The 13,950-nt window shown below is 72.2% G+C and carries 14 protein-coding genes and 1 pseudogene; 7 read left to right on the forward strand and 8 right to left on the reverse strand.

Going from position 1 to position 13,950, the window contains the following annotated elements:
• Positions 1 to 154: 154 nt before the first annotated feature.
• Entirely contained in the window at positions 155 to 436 is a 282-nt protein-coding gene (locus tag ACFY2L_RS00150) for a GlsB/YeaQ/YmgE family stress response membrane protein (protein ID WP_390656139.1), read from the reverse strand.
• Positions 437 to 638: 202 nt separating this feature from the next.
• Between ACFY2L_RS00150 and ACFY2L_RS00155 the strand changes: the two genes are divergently transcribed.
• Both ACFY2L_RS00155 and ACFY2L_RS00160 read left to right on the forward strand, forming a co-directional pair.
• Positions 639 to 1,040, forward strand: a complete 402-nt coding sequence (locus ACFY2L_RS00155; protein ID WP_390656138.1) for a DUF3099 domain-containing protein — start codon at positions 639 to 641, stop codon at positions 1,038 to 1,040.
• A 186-nt stretch (positions 1,041 to 1,226) separates the two neighbouring features.
• A complete protein-coding gene (locus ACFY2L_RS00160) occupies positions 1,227 to 1,439 on the forward strand; it encodes a hypothetical protein (RefSeq protein ID WP_390656137.1) in 213 nt (70 codons plus the stop codon).
• Positions 1,440 to 1,478: 39 nt separating this feature from the next.
• On the opposite strand, the gene moaA is transcribed toward ACFY2L_RS00160, so the two are convergent.
• The 3 genes from moaA to ACFY2L_RS00175 form a co-directional block, all read right to left on the reverse strand.
• Complete coding sequence (gene moaA / locus ACFY2L_RS00165) at positions 1,479 to 2,468, reverse strand: GTP 3',8-cyclase MoaA (protein WP_390656136.1); 990 nt, start codon at positions 2,466 to 2,468, stop codon at positions 1,479 to 1,481.
• Between the two features lie 156 nt (positions 2,469 to 2,624).
• The gene (locus tag ACFY2L_RS00170) at positions 2,625 to 4,250 is read right to left on the reverse strand and encodes a cation acetate symporter (protein WP_390656135.1); all 1,626 of its coding nucleotides are present in this window, start codon (positions 4,248 to 4,250) and stop codon (positions 2,625 to 2,627) included.
• The gene (locus tag ACFY2L_RS00175) at positions 4,247 to 4,603 is read right to left on the reverse strand and encodes a DUF485 domain-containing protein (RefSeq protein ID WP_390656134.1); all 357 of its coding nucleotides are present in this window, start codon (positions 4,601 to 4,603) and stop codon (positions 4,247 to 4,249) included. The genes ACFY2L_RS00170 and ACFY2L_RS00175 overlap by 4 nt, the downstream gene beginning before the upstream one ends.
• A gap of 247 nt (positions 4,604 to 4,850) precedes the next feature.
• On the opposite strand from ACFY2L_RS00175, the gene ACFY2L_RS00180 reads away from it, so the two are divergent.
• Together ACFY2L_RS00180 and ACFY2L_RS00185 are read left to right on the forward strand one after the other, a co-directional pair.
• Complete coding sequence (locus tag ACFY2L_RS00180; RefSeq protein ID WP_390656133.1) at positions 4,851 to 6,380, forward strand: S8 family serine peptidase; 1,530 nt, start codon at positions 4,851 to 4,853, stop codon at positions 6,378 to 6,380.
• A 130-nt stretch (positions 6,381 to 6,510) separates the two neighbouring features.
• Positions 6,511 to 7,899, forward strand: a pseudogene (locus ACFY2L_RS00185) (CoA transferase).
• A 64-nt stretch (positions 7,900 to 7,963) separates the two neighbouring features.
• Here ACFY2L_RS00185 and ACFY2L_RS00190 read toward each other — a convergent pair.
• The 3 genes from ACFY2L_RS00190 to ACFY2L_RS00200 form a co-directional block, all read right to left on the reverse strand.
• Positions 7,964 to 8,626, reverse strand: coding sequence for a lysoplasmalogenase (locus tag ACFY2L_RS00190; RefSeq protein WP_390656211.1), 663 nt, complete (start codon positions 8,624 to 8,626; stop codon positions 7,964 to 7,966).
• Between the two features lie 2 nt (positions 8,627 to 8,628).
• A complete protein-coding gene (locus ACFY2L_RS00195) occupies positions 8,629 to 9,507 on the reverse strand; it encodes a sterol desaturase family protein (RefSeq protein WP_390656131.1) in 879 nt (292 codons plus the stop codon).
• Between the two features lie 153 nt (positions 9,508 to 9,660).
• On the reverse strand, positions 9,661 to 10,404 hold the full coding sequence (locus ACFY2L_RS00200) for a VIT family protein (protein WP_390656130.1): 744 nt from the start codon (positions 10,402 to 10,404) through the stop codon (positions 9,661 to 9,663).
• A gap of 177 nt (positions 10,405 to 10,581) precedes the next feature.
• Here ACFY2L_RS00200 and ACFY2L_RS00205 point away from each other — a divergent pair, with 177 nt between their 5' ends.
• The 3 genes from ACFY2L_RS00205 to ACFY2L_RS00215 all read left to right on the forward strand — a co-directional run bounded on the left by ACFY2L_RS00205 (position 10,582) and on the right by ACFY2L_RS00215 (position 12,758).
• Positions 10,582 to 11,574: a DEDDh family exonuclease gene (locus ACFY2L_RS00205; RefSeq protein ID WP_390656129.1), complete on the forward strand. Its 993-nt coding sequence runs from the start codon at positions 10,582 to 10,584 to the stop codon at positions 11,572 to 11,574.
• Positions 11,575 to 11,671: 97 nt separating this feature from the next.
• Positions 11,672 to 11,905 carry a hypothetical protein gene (locus ACFY2L_RS00210; RefSeq protein WP_078947469.1) on the forward strand — a complete coding sequence of 78 codons (234 nt, stop codon included), beginning with the start codon at positions 11,672 to 11,674 and terminating at the stop codon, positions 11,903 to 11,905.
• A gap of 58 nt (positions 11,906 to 11,963) precedes the next feature.
• Positions 11,964 to 12,758, forward strand: coding sequence for an SURF1 family protein (locus tag ACFY2L_RS00215; protein WP_390821123.1), 795 nt, complete (start codon positions 11,964 to 11,966; stop codon positions 12,756 to 12,758).
• A 75-nt stretch (positions 12,759 to 12,833) separates the two neighbouring features.
• Here the strand turns inward: ACFY2L_RS00215 and ACFY2L_RS00220 are convergent, their stop codons facing one another.
• Positions 12,834 to 13,787 carry a hypothetical protein gene (locus ACFY2L_RS00220; RefSeq protein ID WP_390821124.1) on the reverse strand — a complete coding sequence of 318 codons (954 nt, stop codon included), beginning with the start codon at positions 13,785 to 13,787 and terminating at the stop codon, positions 12,834 to 12,836.
• Between the last annotated feature and the right edge of the window lie 163 nt (positions 13,788 to 13,950).

Raw genomic sequence — 13,950 nt, forward strand, 5'->3', positions numbered from 1 at the left:
GACGGAGTCGGCACTGATCGGCGCCGACGACGCCCATCACGGCCAGGCCCGCGGGCGCGGGGGGGGGGGGGGGGGGGGGGCGGGGGGGGGGGGGGCGGGGGGGGGGGGGGGGCCCCCGCGGGGGGGGGGCCCCACCCCGCCCTCGTACGTCCGCTCAGGCCCGCTCGCGCTTCCGCTTGCCCCAGGTCGCCATGTACGCGGCGTCCCCCAGGGCCACGATGACGATCGCGGCGACGAGCTGGAAGATGTGGCGCCACCAGTCGATGCCCGAGGTGGCCTCGACGCCGAATCCGCGGGCGATGGCGTTGCCCGCGATCGCGCCCAGCATGCCGAAGATGGTGGTCAGCCAGAGGGGGCTGTGCTGCTTGCCGGGGATGATCGCCTTGGCGAGCAGACCGAGCACGAATCCCACGATGATCGCCCACAACCAGCCCATGGCTGCCTCCTCGTACGGCTCGACGTGAGCATTGCCCTCAGTCTGGTTCCGCGCCTGGTACGGCGCATGTCGGGTGCGGCCGTACGCGGTAGGGCGCAGGACGTTCGTCCTGGCGGGAGACGACCCGGTCTCGAAGGCGGCGCAGCCCCGGCGTAACGTGGAGTGCCGGGGAGAGTTCGAAGCTGGCGGACGGTGGAATGCGATGCGGAAGCAGGGTGGCGGCGGCAACGTCCAGGTGTTCCGGATCACCGGTGCCCGGCAGGGGCTCCAGGAGGACGTGCGCGGCAGGCAGCGGCGGTACGTGATCTCGATGACGATCCGTACGATGTCGGTGATCCTCGCGGCGACGCTCTGGAACGTGGAACGTCATGTCGCCGTCGTGGCACTGGTGTTGGGGGCGGTCCTGCCCTACATCGCGGTGGTGATCGCCAATGCCGGGCGGGAGAACGCGCCCGGCCTGCCCTCCACGTTCGTCACGACCCCGGTGCGGCCCATGATCGCGCCGCGGGCGGACGGGCCGGCGGAATCGGTTCCGGAAGAGGAGCGCTGCACGGAATCCGCCCGCGGGAGATCGGAGTCCTCACAGGCTGAGCGCCGGCCATGAGAGGGCTGTGCGCCAAGCTCAGGAAAAGCTCAGATCAATCATGCTGTTCCGGTGCCCCGCGACGGGTCGGCCGTGACATACTTCGTACGCGCTCCGCATCCCCCGTCGGAGCGACGGACCGACGCCGGGCAGCTCCCCCCGTGGCTGCTCGGCGTCGCCTTTTGTGCGCATCTGTGAGACGAAACTGTGAGTGAGACTCCCCTCTGTTCCGCCAAGGGCTGCCGTGTCGACGCGGTGTGGGTGCTGGCGTGGAACAACCCGAAGATCCACACGCCGGAGCGGCGCAAGACGTGGCTCGCGTGCGAGGAGCATCGCGAGCATCTGTCGCAGTTCCTCGGTGTCCGGGGGTTCCTCAAGGATGTCGTCGCCCTGAAGGAATGGGAGCAGCAGGACGTCTGAGGCCGCACGCCGGCCTCGGACCCCTCCCGTGTGGCGCCCTCAGCCCCCGATGGCGGACATGGGCCGGTCCGGCTGGACGAACGACGGGTCGTCCAGGCCCGCGCCCGCCTTCTTGCCCCACATCGCCAGGCGCCAGACGCGGGCTATCTCCTCGTCGGGGGCGCCGGAGCGCAGGGCCGCGCGCAGGTCGGTCTCCTCGCGGGCGAAGAGGCAGGTGCGGATCTGGCCGTCGGCGGTGAGGCGGGTGCGGTCGCAGGCCGCGCAGAAGGGCCGGGTGACGGAGGCGATGACGCCGACGCGCTGCGGGCCGCCGTCGACCAGCCAGCGTTCGGCCGGGGCCGAGCCGCGCTCGTCCTTGCCCTCGGGGGTGAGGTCGAAGCGGGTGCGCAGCGAGGCGAGGATGTCCCCCGCGGTGACCATGCCCTCGCGCTTCCAGCCGTGCTGGGCGTCCAGGGGCATCTGCTCGATGAAGCGCAGTTCGTAGTCCTGCTCGACCGCCCAGGCGAGGAGGTCGGGGGCCTCGTCGGCGTTGAGGCCCGGCATGAGGACGGAGTTGACCTTCACCGGGGTGAGCCCGGCGTCGCGGGCGGCCTGGAGGCCGTCGAGGACGTCCTGGTGGCGGTCGCGGCGGGTGAGGGCCTTGAAGACGTCCGGGCGCAGGGTGTCGAGGGAGACGTTGACCCGGTCGAGGCCTGCCGCCTTGAGGGCGGTGGCGGTGCGCTTGAGGCCGATGCCGTTCGTCGTGAGGGACATCTGGGGGCGCGGGGTGAGGGCCGCCACCCGCTCGACGATGCCGACGAGACCGGGGCGCAGCAGCGGCTCGCCGCCGGTGAAGCGGACCTCCTCGATGCCGAGCGTGGTGACGGCTATGTCGATGAGGCGGACGATCTCGTCGTCCGTGAGGAGGTCGGGCTTGGCCAGCCACTGCAGGCCCTCCTCGGGCATGCAGTACGTACAGCGCAGGTTGCACCGGTCGGTCAGTGAGACCCTCAGGTCGGTGGCCACTCGGCCGTAGGTGTCGATGAGCACGTGGGCCCCCTCCCCCGTAGCGGATCGCGTCTTTCTGTCGTCACCTGCGAGCCTACGCGACGCCACTGACATCCACGGTGCCCGATCCCACGACGTAGGACGCGGCCGCGTCGCGGACATCCACGACGCGGCCGCGAAGGGCGCTGTCCGGGCTGTTCAGTGGGCGCCGGTGCCGGTGAGGGAGCGCACCTCCAGCTCGGCGTACTTCCCCTGGTCGGGCTCCTCCTTCGACAGGAGGGTGCCGACGACGCCCAGCAGGAAGCCGACGGGGATGGAGATGATGCCGGGGTTCTCCAGCGGGAACCAGTGGAAGTCGACGTCCGGGAACATCGACGTGGGCTTGCCGGAGACGACCGGGGAGAACAGCACCAGGCCGACCGCCGTGACCAGGCCGCCGTAGATCGACCAGAGGGCTCCGGAGGTGGTGAACCGCTTCCAGAAGAGGCTGTAGAGGATGGTCGGGAGGTTGGCGGAGGCGGCGACCGCGAAGGCGAGGGCGACCAGGCCCGCGACGTTCAAGTCGCGGGCCAGCGCGCCGAGGACGATCGAGACGGCGCCGATGCCGACGGTGGCCCAGCGGGCCGCGTTGATCTCCTGCTTCTCGGAGGCCTGCCCCTTCTTGATGACGTTGGCGTAGATGTCGTGGGCGAAGGAGGAGGACGAGGCCAGGGTGAGGCCGGCGACGACCGCGAGGATGGTGGCGAAGGCGACCGCCGAGATGGTGGCCAGCAGGATCGCGCCCCAGTTGGAGTCGACGCCGCCGAGGTGGAGGGCGAGCAGGGGTGCCGCCGTGTTGCCCGCCTTGTTGGACGCGATGATCTCGTCGGGCTTGATCAGCGCGGCGGCGCCGAAGCCGAGGGCGAGGGTCATCAGGTAGAAGGCGCCGATCAGGCCGATGGCCCAGATGACCGACTTACGGGCGGCCTTGGCGGTGGGGACCGTGTAGAAGCGGATCAGGATGTGCGGCAGGCCGGCGGTGCCCAGCACCAGGGCGATGCCGAGGGAGATGAAGTCCAGTTTGGTGGTGCCGGTGGCGCCGTACTTCAGGCCGGGCTCCAGGAAGGCGGCGCCCTTGCCGCTGTTGTCGGCGGCCGAGCCGAGCAGGTCGGAGACGTTGAAGTCGAACTTCAGCAGGACCAGGAAGGTGAGCAGGAGGGCGCCGGCGATCAGCAGGACGGCCTTGACCATCTGGACCCAGGTGGTGCCCTTCATGCCGCCGATGGTGACGTAGACGATCATCAGGACGCCGACCAGGGCGACGATGCCGATCTTGCCGCCGTCGCTGGTGATGCCGAGGAGGAGGGAGACCAGGACGCCCGCGCCCGCCATCTGGGCCAGCAGGTAGAAGATCGAGACGACGATGGTGGAGGTGCCGGCGGCCGTGCGGACGGGGCGCTGACGCATGCGGTAGGCGAGGACGTCGCCCATCGTGTAGCGGCCGGAGTTGCGCAGCGGTTCGGCGACCAGGAGGAGGGCGACGAGCCAGGCGACCAGGAAGCCGATGGAGTACAGGAAGCCGTCGTAGCCGAAGAGGGCGATGGCGCCCGCGATGCCGAGGAAGGACGCGGCGGACATGTAGTCGCCGGAGACGGCGAGGCCGTTCTGGAAGCCGGTGAACTGGCGTCCGCCCGCGTAGAAGTCGGCGGCGTCCTTGGTCTGGCGGCCCGCCCAGACGGTGATGACCAGGGTCGCGGCGACGAACACCGCGAACAGGGTGATGATCAGCGGCCGGTGTTCGCTCGCCTCACCGGCGGCGATCAGGGTGTGCTGTGCGGGGCTCATGCGCCGCCCTCCATCCGGGACTTGATGGCGTCGGCCTTGGGGTCGAGCTTGGCGGCGGCGTGCCTCGCGTACCACCAGGCGATGAGGAACGTGGTGAGGAACTGGGCGATGCCCAGGGCGAGGGCCACATTGATGTTGCCGAAGAGCTTGGTGCCCATGAAGTCGCCCGCGTAGTTGGAGAGCAGGACGTAGAGCAGGTACCAGGCGATGAAGGCGACGGTCAGGGGGAAGGCGAAGCCGCGGTGGGAGCTGCGCAGTTCACCGAACTCCGCGCTCTCCTGCACCGCGACGAACTCCTCGGTGGAGGGGAGTTGGGCTTGGGTTTTCGAGGGGGGCGGTGTCTCGGTGGCCACAAGGTCTCCTCGCGTTGCGGACGGCGGGTCGGCGGGGGCTCGATGGTGCACGGGCTCCTGTCCAAGGGCACGGCGGCGCGCTCGGGCCGGTTCAACTCGGTCGGGCTCTTTCGGAAGTCGTCGCCATAAGTCATTGCTGGCCAGCGAGTTCGGGAGATAGCTTCGGGCTGCACAACCCGTCATGTACCTGCCCGAGCACACCGCCGCCCTCGGGCCGGTTTCGTTTTCCGGATGATGTGGAGACCCCATGGCTCATCTGCCTTCCAGACGCCGCCTCGCTCTCGCGGTGCCCGTCGTGCTGTCGCTGACCGCCGCCGTCGGTTTCCTGCCGACGGCCGCCACCGCGGCTCCCGTCACGGCGTCGACCTCCCAGGCGGCCGACGCCGGGACGCTGGCGTACGTCGTCAACACGAAGGTGGACCACCGCACGATCGAGTCGGTGAAGAAGGCGATCGCCACGTCGGGCGGCACCCTGGTGGCGTCGTACGACAGGATCGGCGTGCTCGTCGTGCACTCGGCGAACCCCGACTTCGGCGCGCAGATACGCGCGGTGCGCGGGGTGCAGTCGGCGGGCGCCACCCGTACCGCGCCGCTGACCGCCGCGGGGACCACCGACGAGGGGGCCGCGCAGGTCCTGTCGAAGGCGGAGGCCGCGAAGATCGAGAAGGCGTCCGACGCGGCGGGCCAGAGCGAGCCGCTCGAGGCCGACCAGTGGGACCTGCGGGCGATCGGCGCCGACAAGGCCGCCGGGATCAACCCGGGCAGCAAGAAGGTGACGGTCGCCGTGATCGACACCGGCGTCGACGACACCCACCCGGACCTCGCGCCCAACTTCTCCGCGTCCCAGTCCGCGAACTGCGTGGGCGGCGTCGCGGACACCAGCGAGGGCGCCTGGCGGCCGTACACCGCGGACGACTACCACGGCACGCATGTCGCCGGTGAGATCGCGGCGGCCCGCAACGGCATCGGCGTGGCCGGTGTCGCTCCCGGTGTGAAGGTCGCCGGCATCAAGGTGAGCGACCCGAAGGACGGCCTCTTCTACCCGGAGAACGTGGTCTGCGCGTTCGTGTTCGCCGCGGACCACGGCGTCGAGATCACCAACAACAGCTACTACGTCGACCCGTGGCTGTACAACTGCATGGACGACCCCGACCAGAAGGCCATCGTCGACGCGGTCAACAGGGCCCAGCTGTACGCCCAGAAGAAGGGCACGCTCAACGTGGCCTCGGCGGGCAACTCCAACCACGACCTCGACTCCGACGCCCTGGTGGACTCCTCCAGCCCCGACGACTCCACGCCGGTGACGCGGACGGTCGACCCGCACGAGTGCTTCGACGTGCCGACGCAGCTGCCGGGTGTGGTGACGGTCAGCGCCACGGGCGTCAAGGGCGCCAAGTCGTACTACTCCACGTACGGTCTGGGCGTCGTCGACGTGGCCGCTCCGGGTGGCGACAAGTACCAGATCCCGGACACCCCGTCGGCCAACGGCCGCATCCTGTCGACGCTGCCGAACAACACGTACGGCTTCCTCCAGGGCACGTCGATGGCGTCCCCGCACGTGGCCGGCGTGGCCGCGCTGCTGAAGTCCACGCACCCGTACGCCTCCCCGGCGCAGCTGCAGGCACTGCTCAAGGCGCAGGCGGACAACCCCGGTTGCCCCACCGAGCCGTACGACGGCAACGGTGACGGCGTGGTGGACGCGACCTGCGCGGGCGCCAAGCGGGTCAACGGCTTCTACGGCTTCGGCATCGTGAACGCGCTGCGCGCCGTGAAGTAACCCCCAGCGGGCGGTACGGGACAGGGCCGGACGGGATTCTCCGTCCGGCCCTGTCCATGTTCATGATCCGGACGGCCGGGCTGATCAAGCCCCATATATATTGATTGAATCAATACTGCACAATGCAGTCATGACTTCCATCAAGTTCGTCTGGTCGGAGCTGGACGGTGACCCCGCCCTCCTCGCGCGTGTGTCCGCCGTCGTCCGTGAGGGGGCACTGGCGGCGCGGCTGCCCGTGCGGGAGCTGGCGCGGGCCTGTGTGGGGGTGTGTGCGCTCGCCGGCGCGGAGCTGGGGGCGCGGCGGGCGGGGCTCGCCCGGGTGCCCGGGGTGCGGGTGGACGACGGGGCGGTGGCGGCCGCGTTCAGCAGTGAGCGGCAGCTGCTGGTGGACGGGCGGGCGCCCCTGCTGTTCGCGCCGCTGTCGCGGTTCTAGCGGACGGCGGACGGCTGGGTGCGTACGCACGCCAACTACCCGCACCACCGGGAGCGGTTGCTGAGGGCGCTCGGCACGGCCGGGGACCCGGACTCCGTCGCAGCGGCCATGGCAGGGCGGACCGCGCGGGACGTCGAGGACGCGGTGTACGCGGCGGGCGGGCTGGCCGTGGCGCTGCGCACGCCCGAGGAGTGGGCCGCGCACGCGCAGGCGTCCGCGGTGGCCGAGCGCCCGCTCGTGGAACGAGGCCGGCTGGACGGCGTACGCGCGCGTGCGCTCCCGCCGCTCCGGGGCGGTGCTCCCCTGCTGCCCGCCGCCGGGCTGCGCGTCCTGGACCTCACCCGGGTCCTCGCCGGGCCGGTCGCCACCCGCACGCTCGCCCTGCTGGGCGCGGACGTCCTGCGCCTCGACGCGCCCCACCTGCCCGAACTCCCCGACCAGCACGCCGACACGGGCTTCGGGAAGCGCTCGGCGCTGCTGGACCTGACGGCCGACCGGCGCCGCTTCGAGGAGCTGCTCGCGGCGGCGGACGTCGTCGTCACCGGTTACCGCCCGGGCGCCCTCGACCGGTTCGGGCTCTCCCCCGAGGAGCTGGCCCGGCGCCGGCCCGGGCTGGTGGTGGCGCAGGTGTCGGCGTGGGGTGCGTACGGGCCGTGGGGCGGGCGGCGCGGGTTCGACAGCCTCGTCCAGGTGGCCACGGGCATCGCGGCCGTCGAGGGGTCCGCGGAGCGGCCCGGGGCGCTGCCCGCGCAGGCCCTCGACCACGGCACGGGCCATCTGCTGGCGGCGGCCGTGCTGCGGGCGCTGACCGAGCAGTCGTACGACGGCGGGAGCCGGGTCGTGCGGGTGACGCTGGCGCGGACGGCGGCCTGGCTGCTGGAGGGCGCGGGGACCGAGGAGGCGGTCGAGGAGGCGTACGCGGGGCCGGACGCCTGGCTCGCGGAGACCGACAGCCCCCTCGGCCGGCTCCGGTACGCGCTGCCGCCCGTGTCCTTCGAGGGCGGGCCCGGCGGCTGGGCCCGGCCGCCGGGCGCGTGGGGAGCCGATCCGGCGGAGTGGGCGTCACGGGGTGGATCCCCGGGTTGATCGACTTGATCGGGTGGACGGGCCTGCCCGTCGCCGTCCGGTACGGGTGGCGGGGACGGCGGGATCAGGGCGTGGTCGAGGTCATTTCCCGGTACGTCCCCGGCGGCGCCGCCCGTTCGCCGAGGGCGCCCCGGGCCAGCAGGAACTGTGCGGCGGCGTAGGTGAGCATGATCCACAGGTCGGGGCGCGGCGGCTGCGGCCAGTCGGCGACGCCGGTCGCGATGAGGGTGTCGGAGAGCAGGAAGAGCACGCCGCCGGCGCCGGCGAGGGGGCCCAGGCGGGTTGCGGCGCCGTACGCCATGGCGGTGAGGAGGGTGCTGTACACGGCGACGGGGACGCGCAGGCCGGGCGGGAGATCGGGCCACAGGAGGGCGAGGGTGGCGATCAGGACGGCGACGTAGGCCGGGGTGAGGACGGTGGCACGCGCGCGAGGGCGGCCGTGTCGCGTGAAGAGCACGAGGTAGCAGACGTGCCCCGCCGCGAAGCAGGCCATGCCGGCGAGGAAGGCGGGCTCGGCGTCGGAGAGGAGGAGGACGTCGCCGCCCCAGCCGCACAGGAGCGCGGCGAGGAGCAGTCGGGGTGCGCCGCTCACGGCCGCCCAGGTGGCGAGGAGGGGCATGAGAAGCGGCTTGGCGACGGCGTGCCCGGGGTGCCAGCCGGCCGCGAGGGAGCCGAGGTCGACAGCGGTCGCGAGGAGGAAGGCGGCGAGGAGGGGGCGGGGTCGGATGGTCACGCGGCGGTGCTCTCCTCGACCGGCGCCGGCGTGCCGGCGGGGGCCTGGGCCGGCTGCCATCCCGGGCCGCGGAACACCCGCCCCGCCCGCTCGCGCCAACTGTTCGCCGCCTTGATGTCCTTGGCGATCGCGACGTACTCGTGCGTGGCGACCTTGATCGGGTTGAACGTGTTGATGTTCTTGGTCAACCCGTAGACGGGCCGCTCCACCTCGGGCACGAACGAGCCGAAGAGCCGGTCCCAGACGATGAGGATGCCGCCGAAGTTGCGGTCCAGGTAGCCGCCCTGGGAGGCGTGGTGGACACGGTGGTGCGAGGGCGTGTTGAACACGAACTCGAACCACCGGGGCATCTTGTCGATCCGCTCGGTGTGGATCCAGAACTGGTAGACGAGGTTGGCGGAGGAACAGAACGCGAGCGCGGCCGGGTGCACGCCGGCGGCCACGAGGGGGACGTAGAACGGCCACACGGTCAGGGTGGTCCAGGGCTGGCGCAGGGCGGTGGTGAGGTTGAACCTGCGGCTGGAGTGGTGGACGACGTGGCAGGCCCACAGGATGCGGATGACGTGGTGACCGCGGTGGGACCAGTAGTAGAAGAAGTCCTGCGCGAGCAGCATGAGCGGGACGGTCCACCACAGGACGGGCACGCGGAGGGGGGTCAGTTCGTAGACCGCCGTGTAGACGGCGACGATCGGGATCTTCCAGAGGAAGTCGAAGACGAGGCTCCCGAGCCCCATGCCGACGCTCGTCACGGCGTCCTTCGCCTCGTATCCGGCCGCGTCCTCGTCGGGATGGACGCGGTAGCTGATCACCTCGACCACGGTGAGCAGCACGAAGGCGGGTATCGACCACAGCACGACATCGGGCAGGTTCGGCATGGGGGCACCGTAGAACCGCAGGTCGTCCGGGGCTAGACGTTGTTACCCACAAGTATTACCGAGGGTATGCGCTTGCTTCTTGGTGATCTCCGCCAAGAGCGGGGCGACGGGGGCGGCGTCGACCGTCCCGCCCCTCGGCTGACGTGCCGTCGGTCACACCCCCGCCGCCCCCAGCAGGGCACCCACCGCGTACGTCACCCCCATCGCCAGCGCACCGCCCCCCACGTTCCGCAGGACCGCGCGCGACGGCGCGGCCGCTCCCAGCCGGGCACTGCTCCAACCCGTGCCGACGAGGGCGACCAGGACCGACACCACGGTCACCGGCAGGCGCCAGGCGGCCGGGGGCAGCACGATCGCGAGCAGCGGCAGCAGCGCGCCCACCGTGAAGGCGAGGAAGCTCGCCCAGGCGGCGTGCCAGGGGTTGGTGAGGTCGTAGGGGTCGATGCCGAGTTCCACGCGGGCGTGGGCCCGCAGGGCGTCGCGTTCCGTCAGCTGCACGGCGGCCTCGCGGGCCACCTCCCGGGTGAGGCCGCGTTCCTCCAGGAGCCCGGTGAGTTCCTCCAGTTCGGCTTCGGGCTGTTCGCGCAGCTCCCGCCGCTCCAGCGCGAGGGCCGCCTTCTCGGAATCGCGTTGGGTGGACACGGAGACGTACTCCCCCGCCGCCATGGACATCGACCCGGCCAGCAGTCCGGCCAGACCCGCCGTCAGCAGCGCCGCGCGTTCGTCGGTCGCGCCGGCCACGCCGACGACCAGGCCGGCGGTGGAGACGATGCCGTCGTTGGCGCCGAGGACGGCGGCGCGCAGCCAGTTCAGGCGGGAGCCGAGGGTGCCCTCGTGAGCCTCCTCGTGGGCTCCGTGGGGTGGTTCCGCCGCTGGTTCCGTCTCACGTTCCGTCACGGGACGGAGGATGACATCCGAGGGGTCGCCCGCGCAGCACCGACGCTCCACGCGTGCATGCGGTGAGGGGGCGTTCGGGCGCGGAAGCGAACTCCCGTGCGGTCCGGAGGCCTTCCGCGGTCCGGTCTCCCGGGCATCCGCACCCGGTGTCGGTGGCGCCCCGTATCCTCAGTGACCATGCTCGCAGACCACACGACGACAGTGTCCTCCCCCACGGAGTGGCCGGCCGCGTATCCCCAGGGATACGCGGTCGTTGACGTGGAGACCACCGGGCTGGCCCGGGACGACCGGATCATCTCCGCCGCCGTCTACCGGCTGGACGCGCGCGGTGAGGTCGAGGACCACTGGTACACGCTGGTCAATCCGGAGCGCGATCCGGGGCCGGTGTGGATACACGGGCTGACGAGCGAGGTGCTGGAGGGCGCGCCCCTCTTCGGGGACGTCGCCGAGGAGTTCGCGGCGCGGCTCGCGGACCGGGTGCTCGTCGCGCACAACGCGGTCTTCGACTGGCAGATGATCGCGCGGGAGTACGCGCGCGCGGAGCGCGAGGCCCCGGTGAAGCAGCGATTGTGCACCATCGCGCTCTCCAAGGAGCTGCGGCTTCCGCTGCCCAACCACAAGCTGGAGTCGCTCGCGGCCCATTTCGGTGTCGTGCAGCGGCAGGCGCATCACGCCCTCGACGACGCCCGCGTGCTCGCGGAGGCCTTCCGGCCGAGCCTGCGGGCCGCGGCGGCCGGCGGGGTGCGGCTGCCACTGCACGAGTGCCGGCCGCTGACGGAGTGGAACGACCGGCCCGCGCCCCGCGTCGGCCGCCAGGGCGGAGGCGACTACGGCGGCTACCGGCCGACCAGTTGGCGGCCGTCCCGCAAGCGGCCCGCCTGCCCGTATCCCAACCCCGGGCGGTACGAAGACGGCAAAAGGCTCAAGCAGGGCATGCGGGTCGCCTTCTCGGGCGACACGTCCGTCGACCGCGAGCTGCTGGAGGACCGTGCGACCGAGGCGGGGCTGCACGTGGCGACCAGCATCTCCCGGCTGACGAGCCTGCTGGTCACCAACGACCCGGACTCCGGCACGTCGAAGGTGGTGAAGGCGCGGCAGTTCGGGACACCGGTCGTGGACGAGGCGGCCTTCGGGCAGCTGCTGCGCGATGTCGAGGCCGCCGGCGAGTGACCCCCGCGTTCGGGTGAGCCGTACGTACGGGTGATTGCCGTGCGACTCGCCCACCGCCCGCTCGCCCGGGCGGGGGCGACGGCTCACCCTGTGGCGCATGGCGAGATGCGAAGTTTGCGGCAATGACTACGGAATGACCTTCGAGGTGCACGCCCAGGGCGCGGTGCACGTCTTCGACTGCTTCTCCTGTGCGATCCATCGCATGGCCCCGATCTGCGAGCACTGCCGGGTCCAGATCATCGGTCAGGGCGTCGAGGTCGAGGGCCACTGGTACTGCGGCGCCCACTGCGCGCGGGCGGAGGGGAAGGCGGGGATCGTCGACCGCGTCTGACCCGTCCGTCCCCACCCCCTGCGACAGCACCCCGCGGCCCGAGAGGTACGGTCGTGGGGTGTACCGCTTCCTGTTGTCCCGGCAGTGGGTGATCCTCACGCTGGTCGCCCTCCTCCTCATCCCCACGATGATCCGCCTGGGCTTCTGGCAGATGCACCGCTACGACGAGCGCACCGCGCGCAACCAGCTGGTCTCCGACGCGCTGACCGCCGAGCCGGTGCCCGTGGAGCGGCTGACGTCCCCGGGTCACACCGTCACCCGCGGCGAGCGGTACCGCGGGGTGACCGCGACCGGCACCTTCGACACCGCGCACGAGGTCGTCGTACGCCGCCGGGTCAACTCCGACGAGACCGTCGGCTTCCACGTCCTGACCCCGTTCGTGCTGACGGACGGCAAGGTCCTGCTGGTCAACCGGGGATGGATCCCCGCGGACGGTCCGAGCCAGACGGCGTTCCCCAAGGTCCCCGCGCCGCCCTCGGGCAAGGTCACCGTGACCGGGCGGCTGATGCCCGACGAGACGACCGCGGCGAGCGGCATCAAGGACCTCAAGGGGCTGCCGGACCGGCAGATCATGCTGATCAACAGCGCGGAGCAGGCCGAGCGGCTCGGCGCCGAGGTGCTCGGCGGCTACATCGCGCAGACCGCTCCCGAGCCCAAGGGCGACACCCCGGAGCTGATCGGGGAGCCCGGCCGCGAGGACGCCGCGCTGAACTACGCCTACGCCATCCAGTGGTGGCTGTTCGCCGCGGGCGTCCCCGTCGGCTGGGTGGTCCTGGTCCGCCGCGACCGAGCGGCGGCGGCCGCCGCCGCGGCCACGGAGGACGAGAAGGAAACGGCGCCGACTCCGGCGTAGGGTGCCGCACCGCGCGTCCGGCAGGGCCGTCCTCAGGTGTGATGGCCGCCCCCTCCCCCGCGGCGGGCCCGCCTCTCAGTTCCCGTGCTGTGCGGTCAGGCGGTCCCGCCAGTAGACGAAGGTGCGTTCCGGGTCGGGCAGCAGGTCCCACGGGTGGCGGGTCATATGGCGGCCGATGCGCCGGAAGACCGGGGCGGCCTCGTCCGGAAGGTGCGCGCGGGTCAGCGCGAAGGCGAGGACGTTGAGGTCGGTGACGGCTTCGGCGTGGGCCGCGGCGGCGCTGTGGAACCAGCCCTCCAGGGCCACGCCGATCTCCTGGACGGCGCGCGGCTCGTTCCAGTCGCCGCTCGCGCCGAGGGCCGCGAACCGCGACTCCCCCTGACGATGGGCCGTCAGCTCGACGCGGGCCGCCACGGGGAGCAGGGCCACCGGCGATCCGTGCGGTGCGCGGGCGGCGGCCTGCCAGGCGAAGTCCATCATGTCCGGGACGGTCCCGTGTCCGCGCGGGGACAGGTACTCCAGGAGCCGGTGGTGGGCCGTCCGATGCCACGGCGCGCGGCGGACGGCCTCGGTCCACACGGGCACCGCGTCCTTCACCGGTACGGCGCAGGAGTACATCAGGGACAGCAGCGCGAGCCACGGCGTCGGGTCCTCGGGGCAGGCCTCGGCGGCGCGCAGACACGTCCGCTCGGCGGCGCGAACGGCGGCGTGCCCCTCGGCGGGCGCCCGGATCGTCTCCACGCAGGCCCGCAGGACCAGGGCGTCCCCGTCGCCGGGCCGGTCGGCGGCCCAGCGCTGTGCGACCACGGCCGGCAGGCTCCGGGCCAGGACGGAGACCCGGTGCGCCCTGCGGTCCCAGTCCCGTCCGGTGGCGCGCAGCAGGTGGGCCGCGGGCTCCCAGACGGGACGGGTGCCGCCCGCTCCGAGCCCGTGGAGCTGCCCGGACGGCCGGAGTTCGCGAAGGGTCCTGTGCAGAGGTTCGTCGTCGAGCTCGGGGCGGATCAGCAGGGAGGGTCGGCGTCTCAGCATCTCGGTCCCGGAGCGAAGGGGCGGGGGGCAGGGGCGGGAGGCGGGGGGCAGGGGCGGGAGGCGGGGGGCAGGGGCGGGAGTACGGGAAGCAGGGGGTGCGGGAGACGGGGCGGGCGTGCCGTCGGGGCTGGGGAGGGGCACGCCCGCCGCGCGGTCGGGCACC

Origin of the sequence: Streptomyces sp. NPDC001381 (assembly GCF_042895685.1) — a bacterium.
Taxonomy (GTDB): domain Bacteria; phylum Actinomycetota; class Actinomycetes; order Streptomycetales; family Streptomycetaceae; genus Streptomyces.

Excerpts from the sequence above, each read along its gene's own strand:
- ACFY2L_RS00150 (WP_390656139.1), bottom strand. The coding sequence starts at position 436 with ATGGGCTGGTTGTGGGCGATCATCGTGGGATTCGTGCTCGGTCTGCTC.
- ACFY2L_RS00180 (WP_390656133.1), top strand. The coding sequence starts at position 4,851 with ATGGCTCATCTGCCTTCCAGACGCCGCCTCGCTCTCGCGGTGCCCGTC.
- ACFY2L_RS00205 (WP_390656129.1), top strand. The coding sequence starts at position 10,582 with ATGCTCGCAGACCACACGACGACAGTGTCCTCCCCCACGGAGTGGCCG.
- ACFY2L_RS00195 (WP_390656131.1), bottom strand. The coding sequence starts at position 9,507 with ATGCCGAACCTGCCCGATGTCGTGCTGTGGTCGATACCCGCCTTCGTG.
- ACFY2L_RS00220 (WP_390821124.1), bottom strand. The coding sequence starts at position 13,787 with ATGCTGAGACGCCGACCCTCCCTGCTGATCCGCCCCGAGCTCGACGAC.
- ACFY2L_RS00170 (WP_390656135.1), bottom strand. The coding sequence starts at position 4,250 with ATGAGCCCCGCACAGCACACCCTGATCGCCGCCGGTGAGGCGAGCGAA.
- ACFY2L_RS00210 (WP_078947469.1), top strand. The coding sequence starts at position 11,672 with ATGGCGAGATGCGAAGTTTGCGGCAATGACTACGGAATGACCTTCGAG.
- ACFY2L_RS00155 (WP_390656138.1), top strand. The coding sequence starts at position 639 with ATGCGGAAGCAGGGTGGCGGCGGCAACGTCCAGGTGTTCCGGATCACC.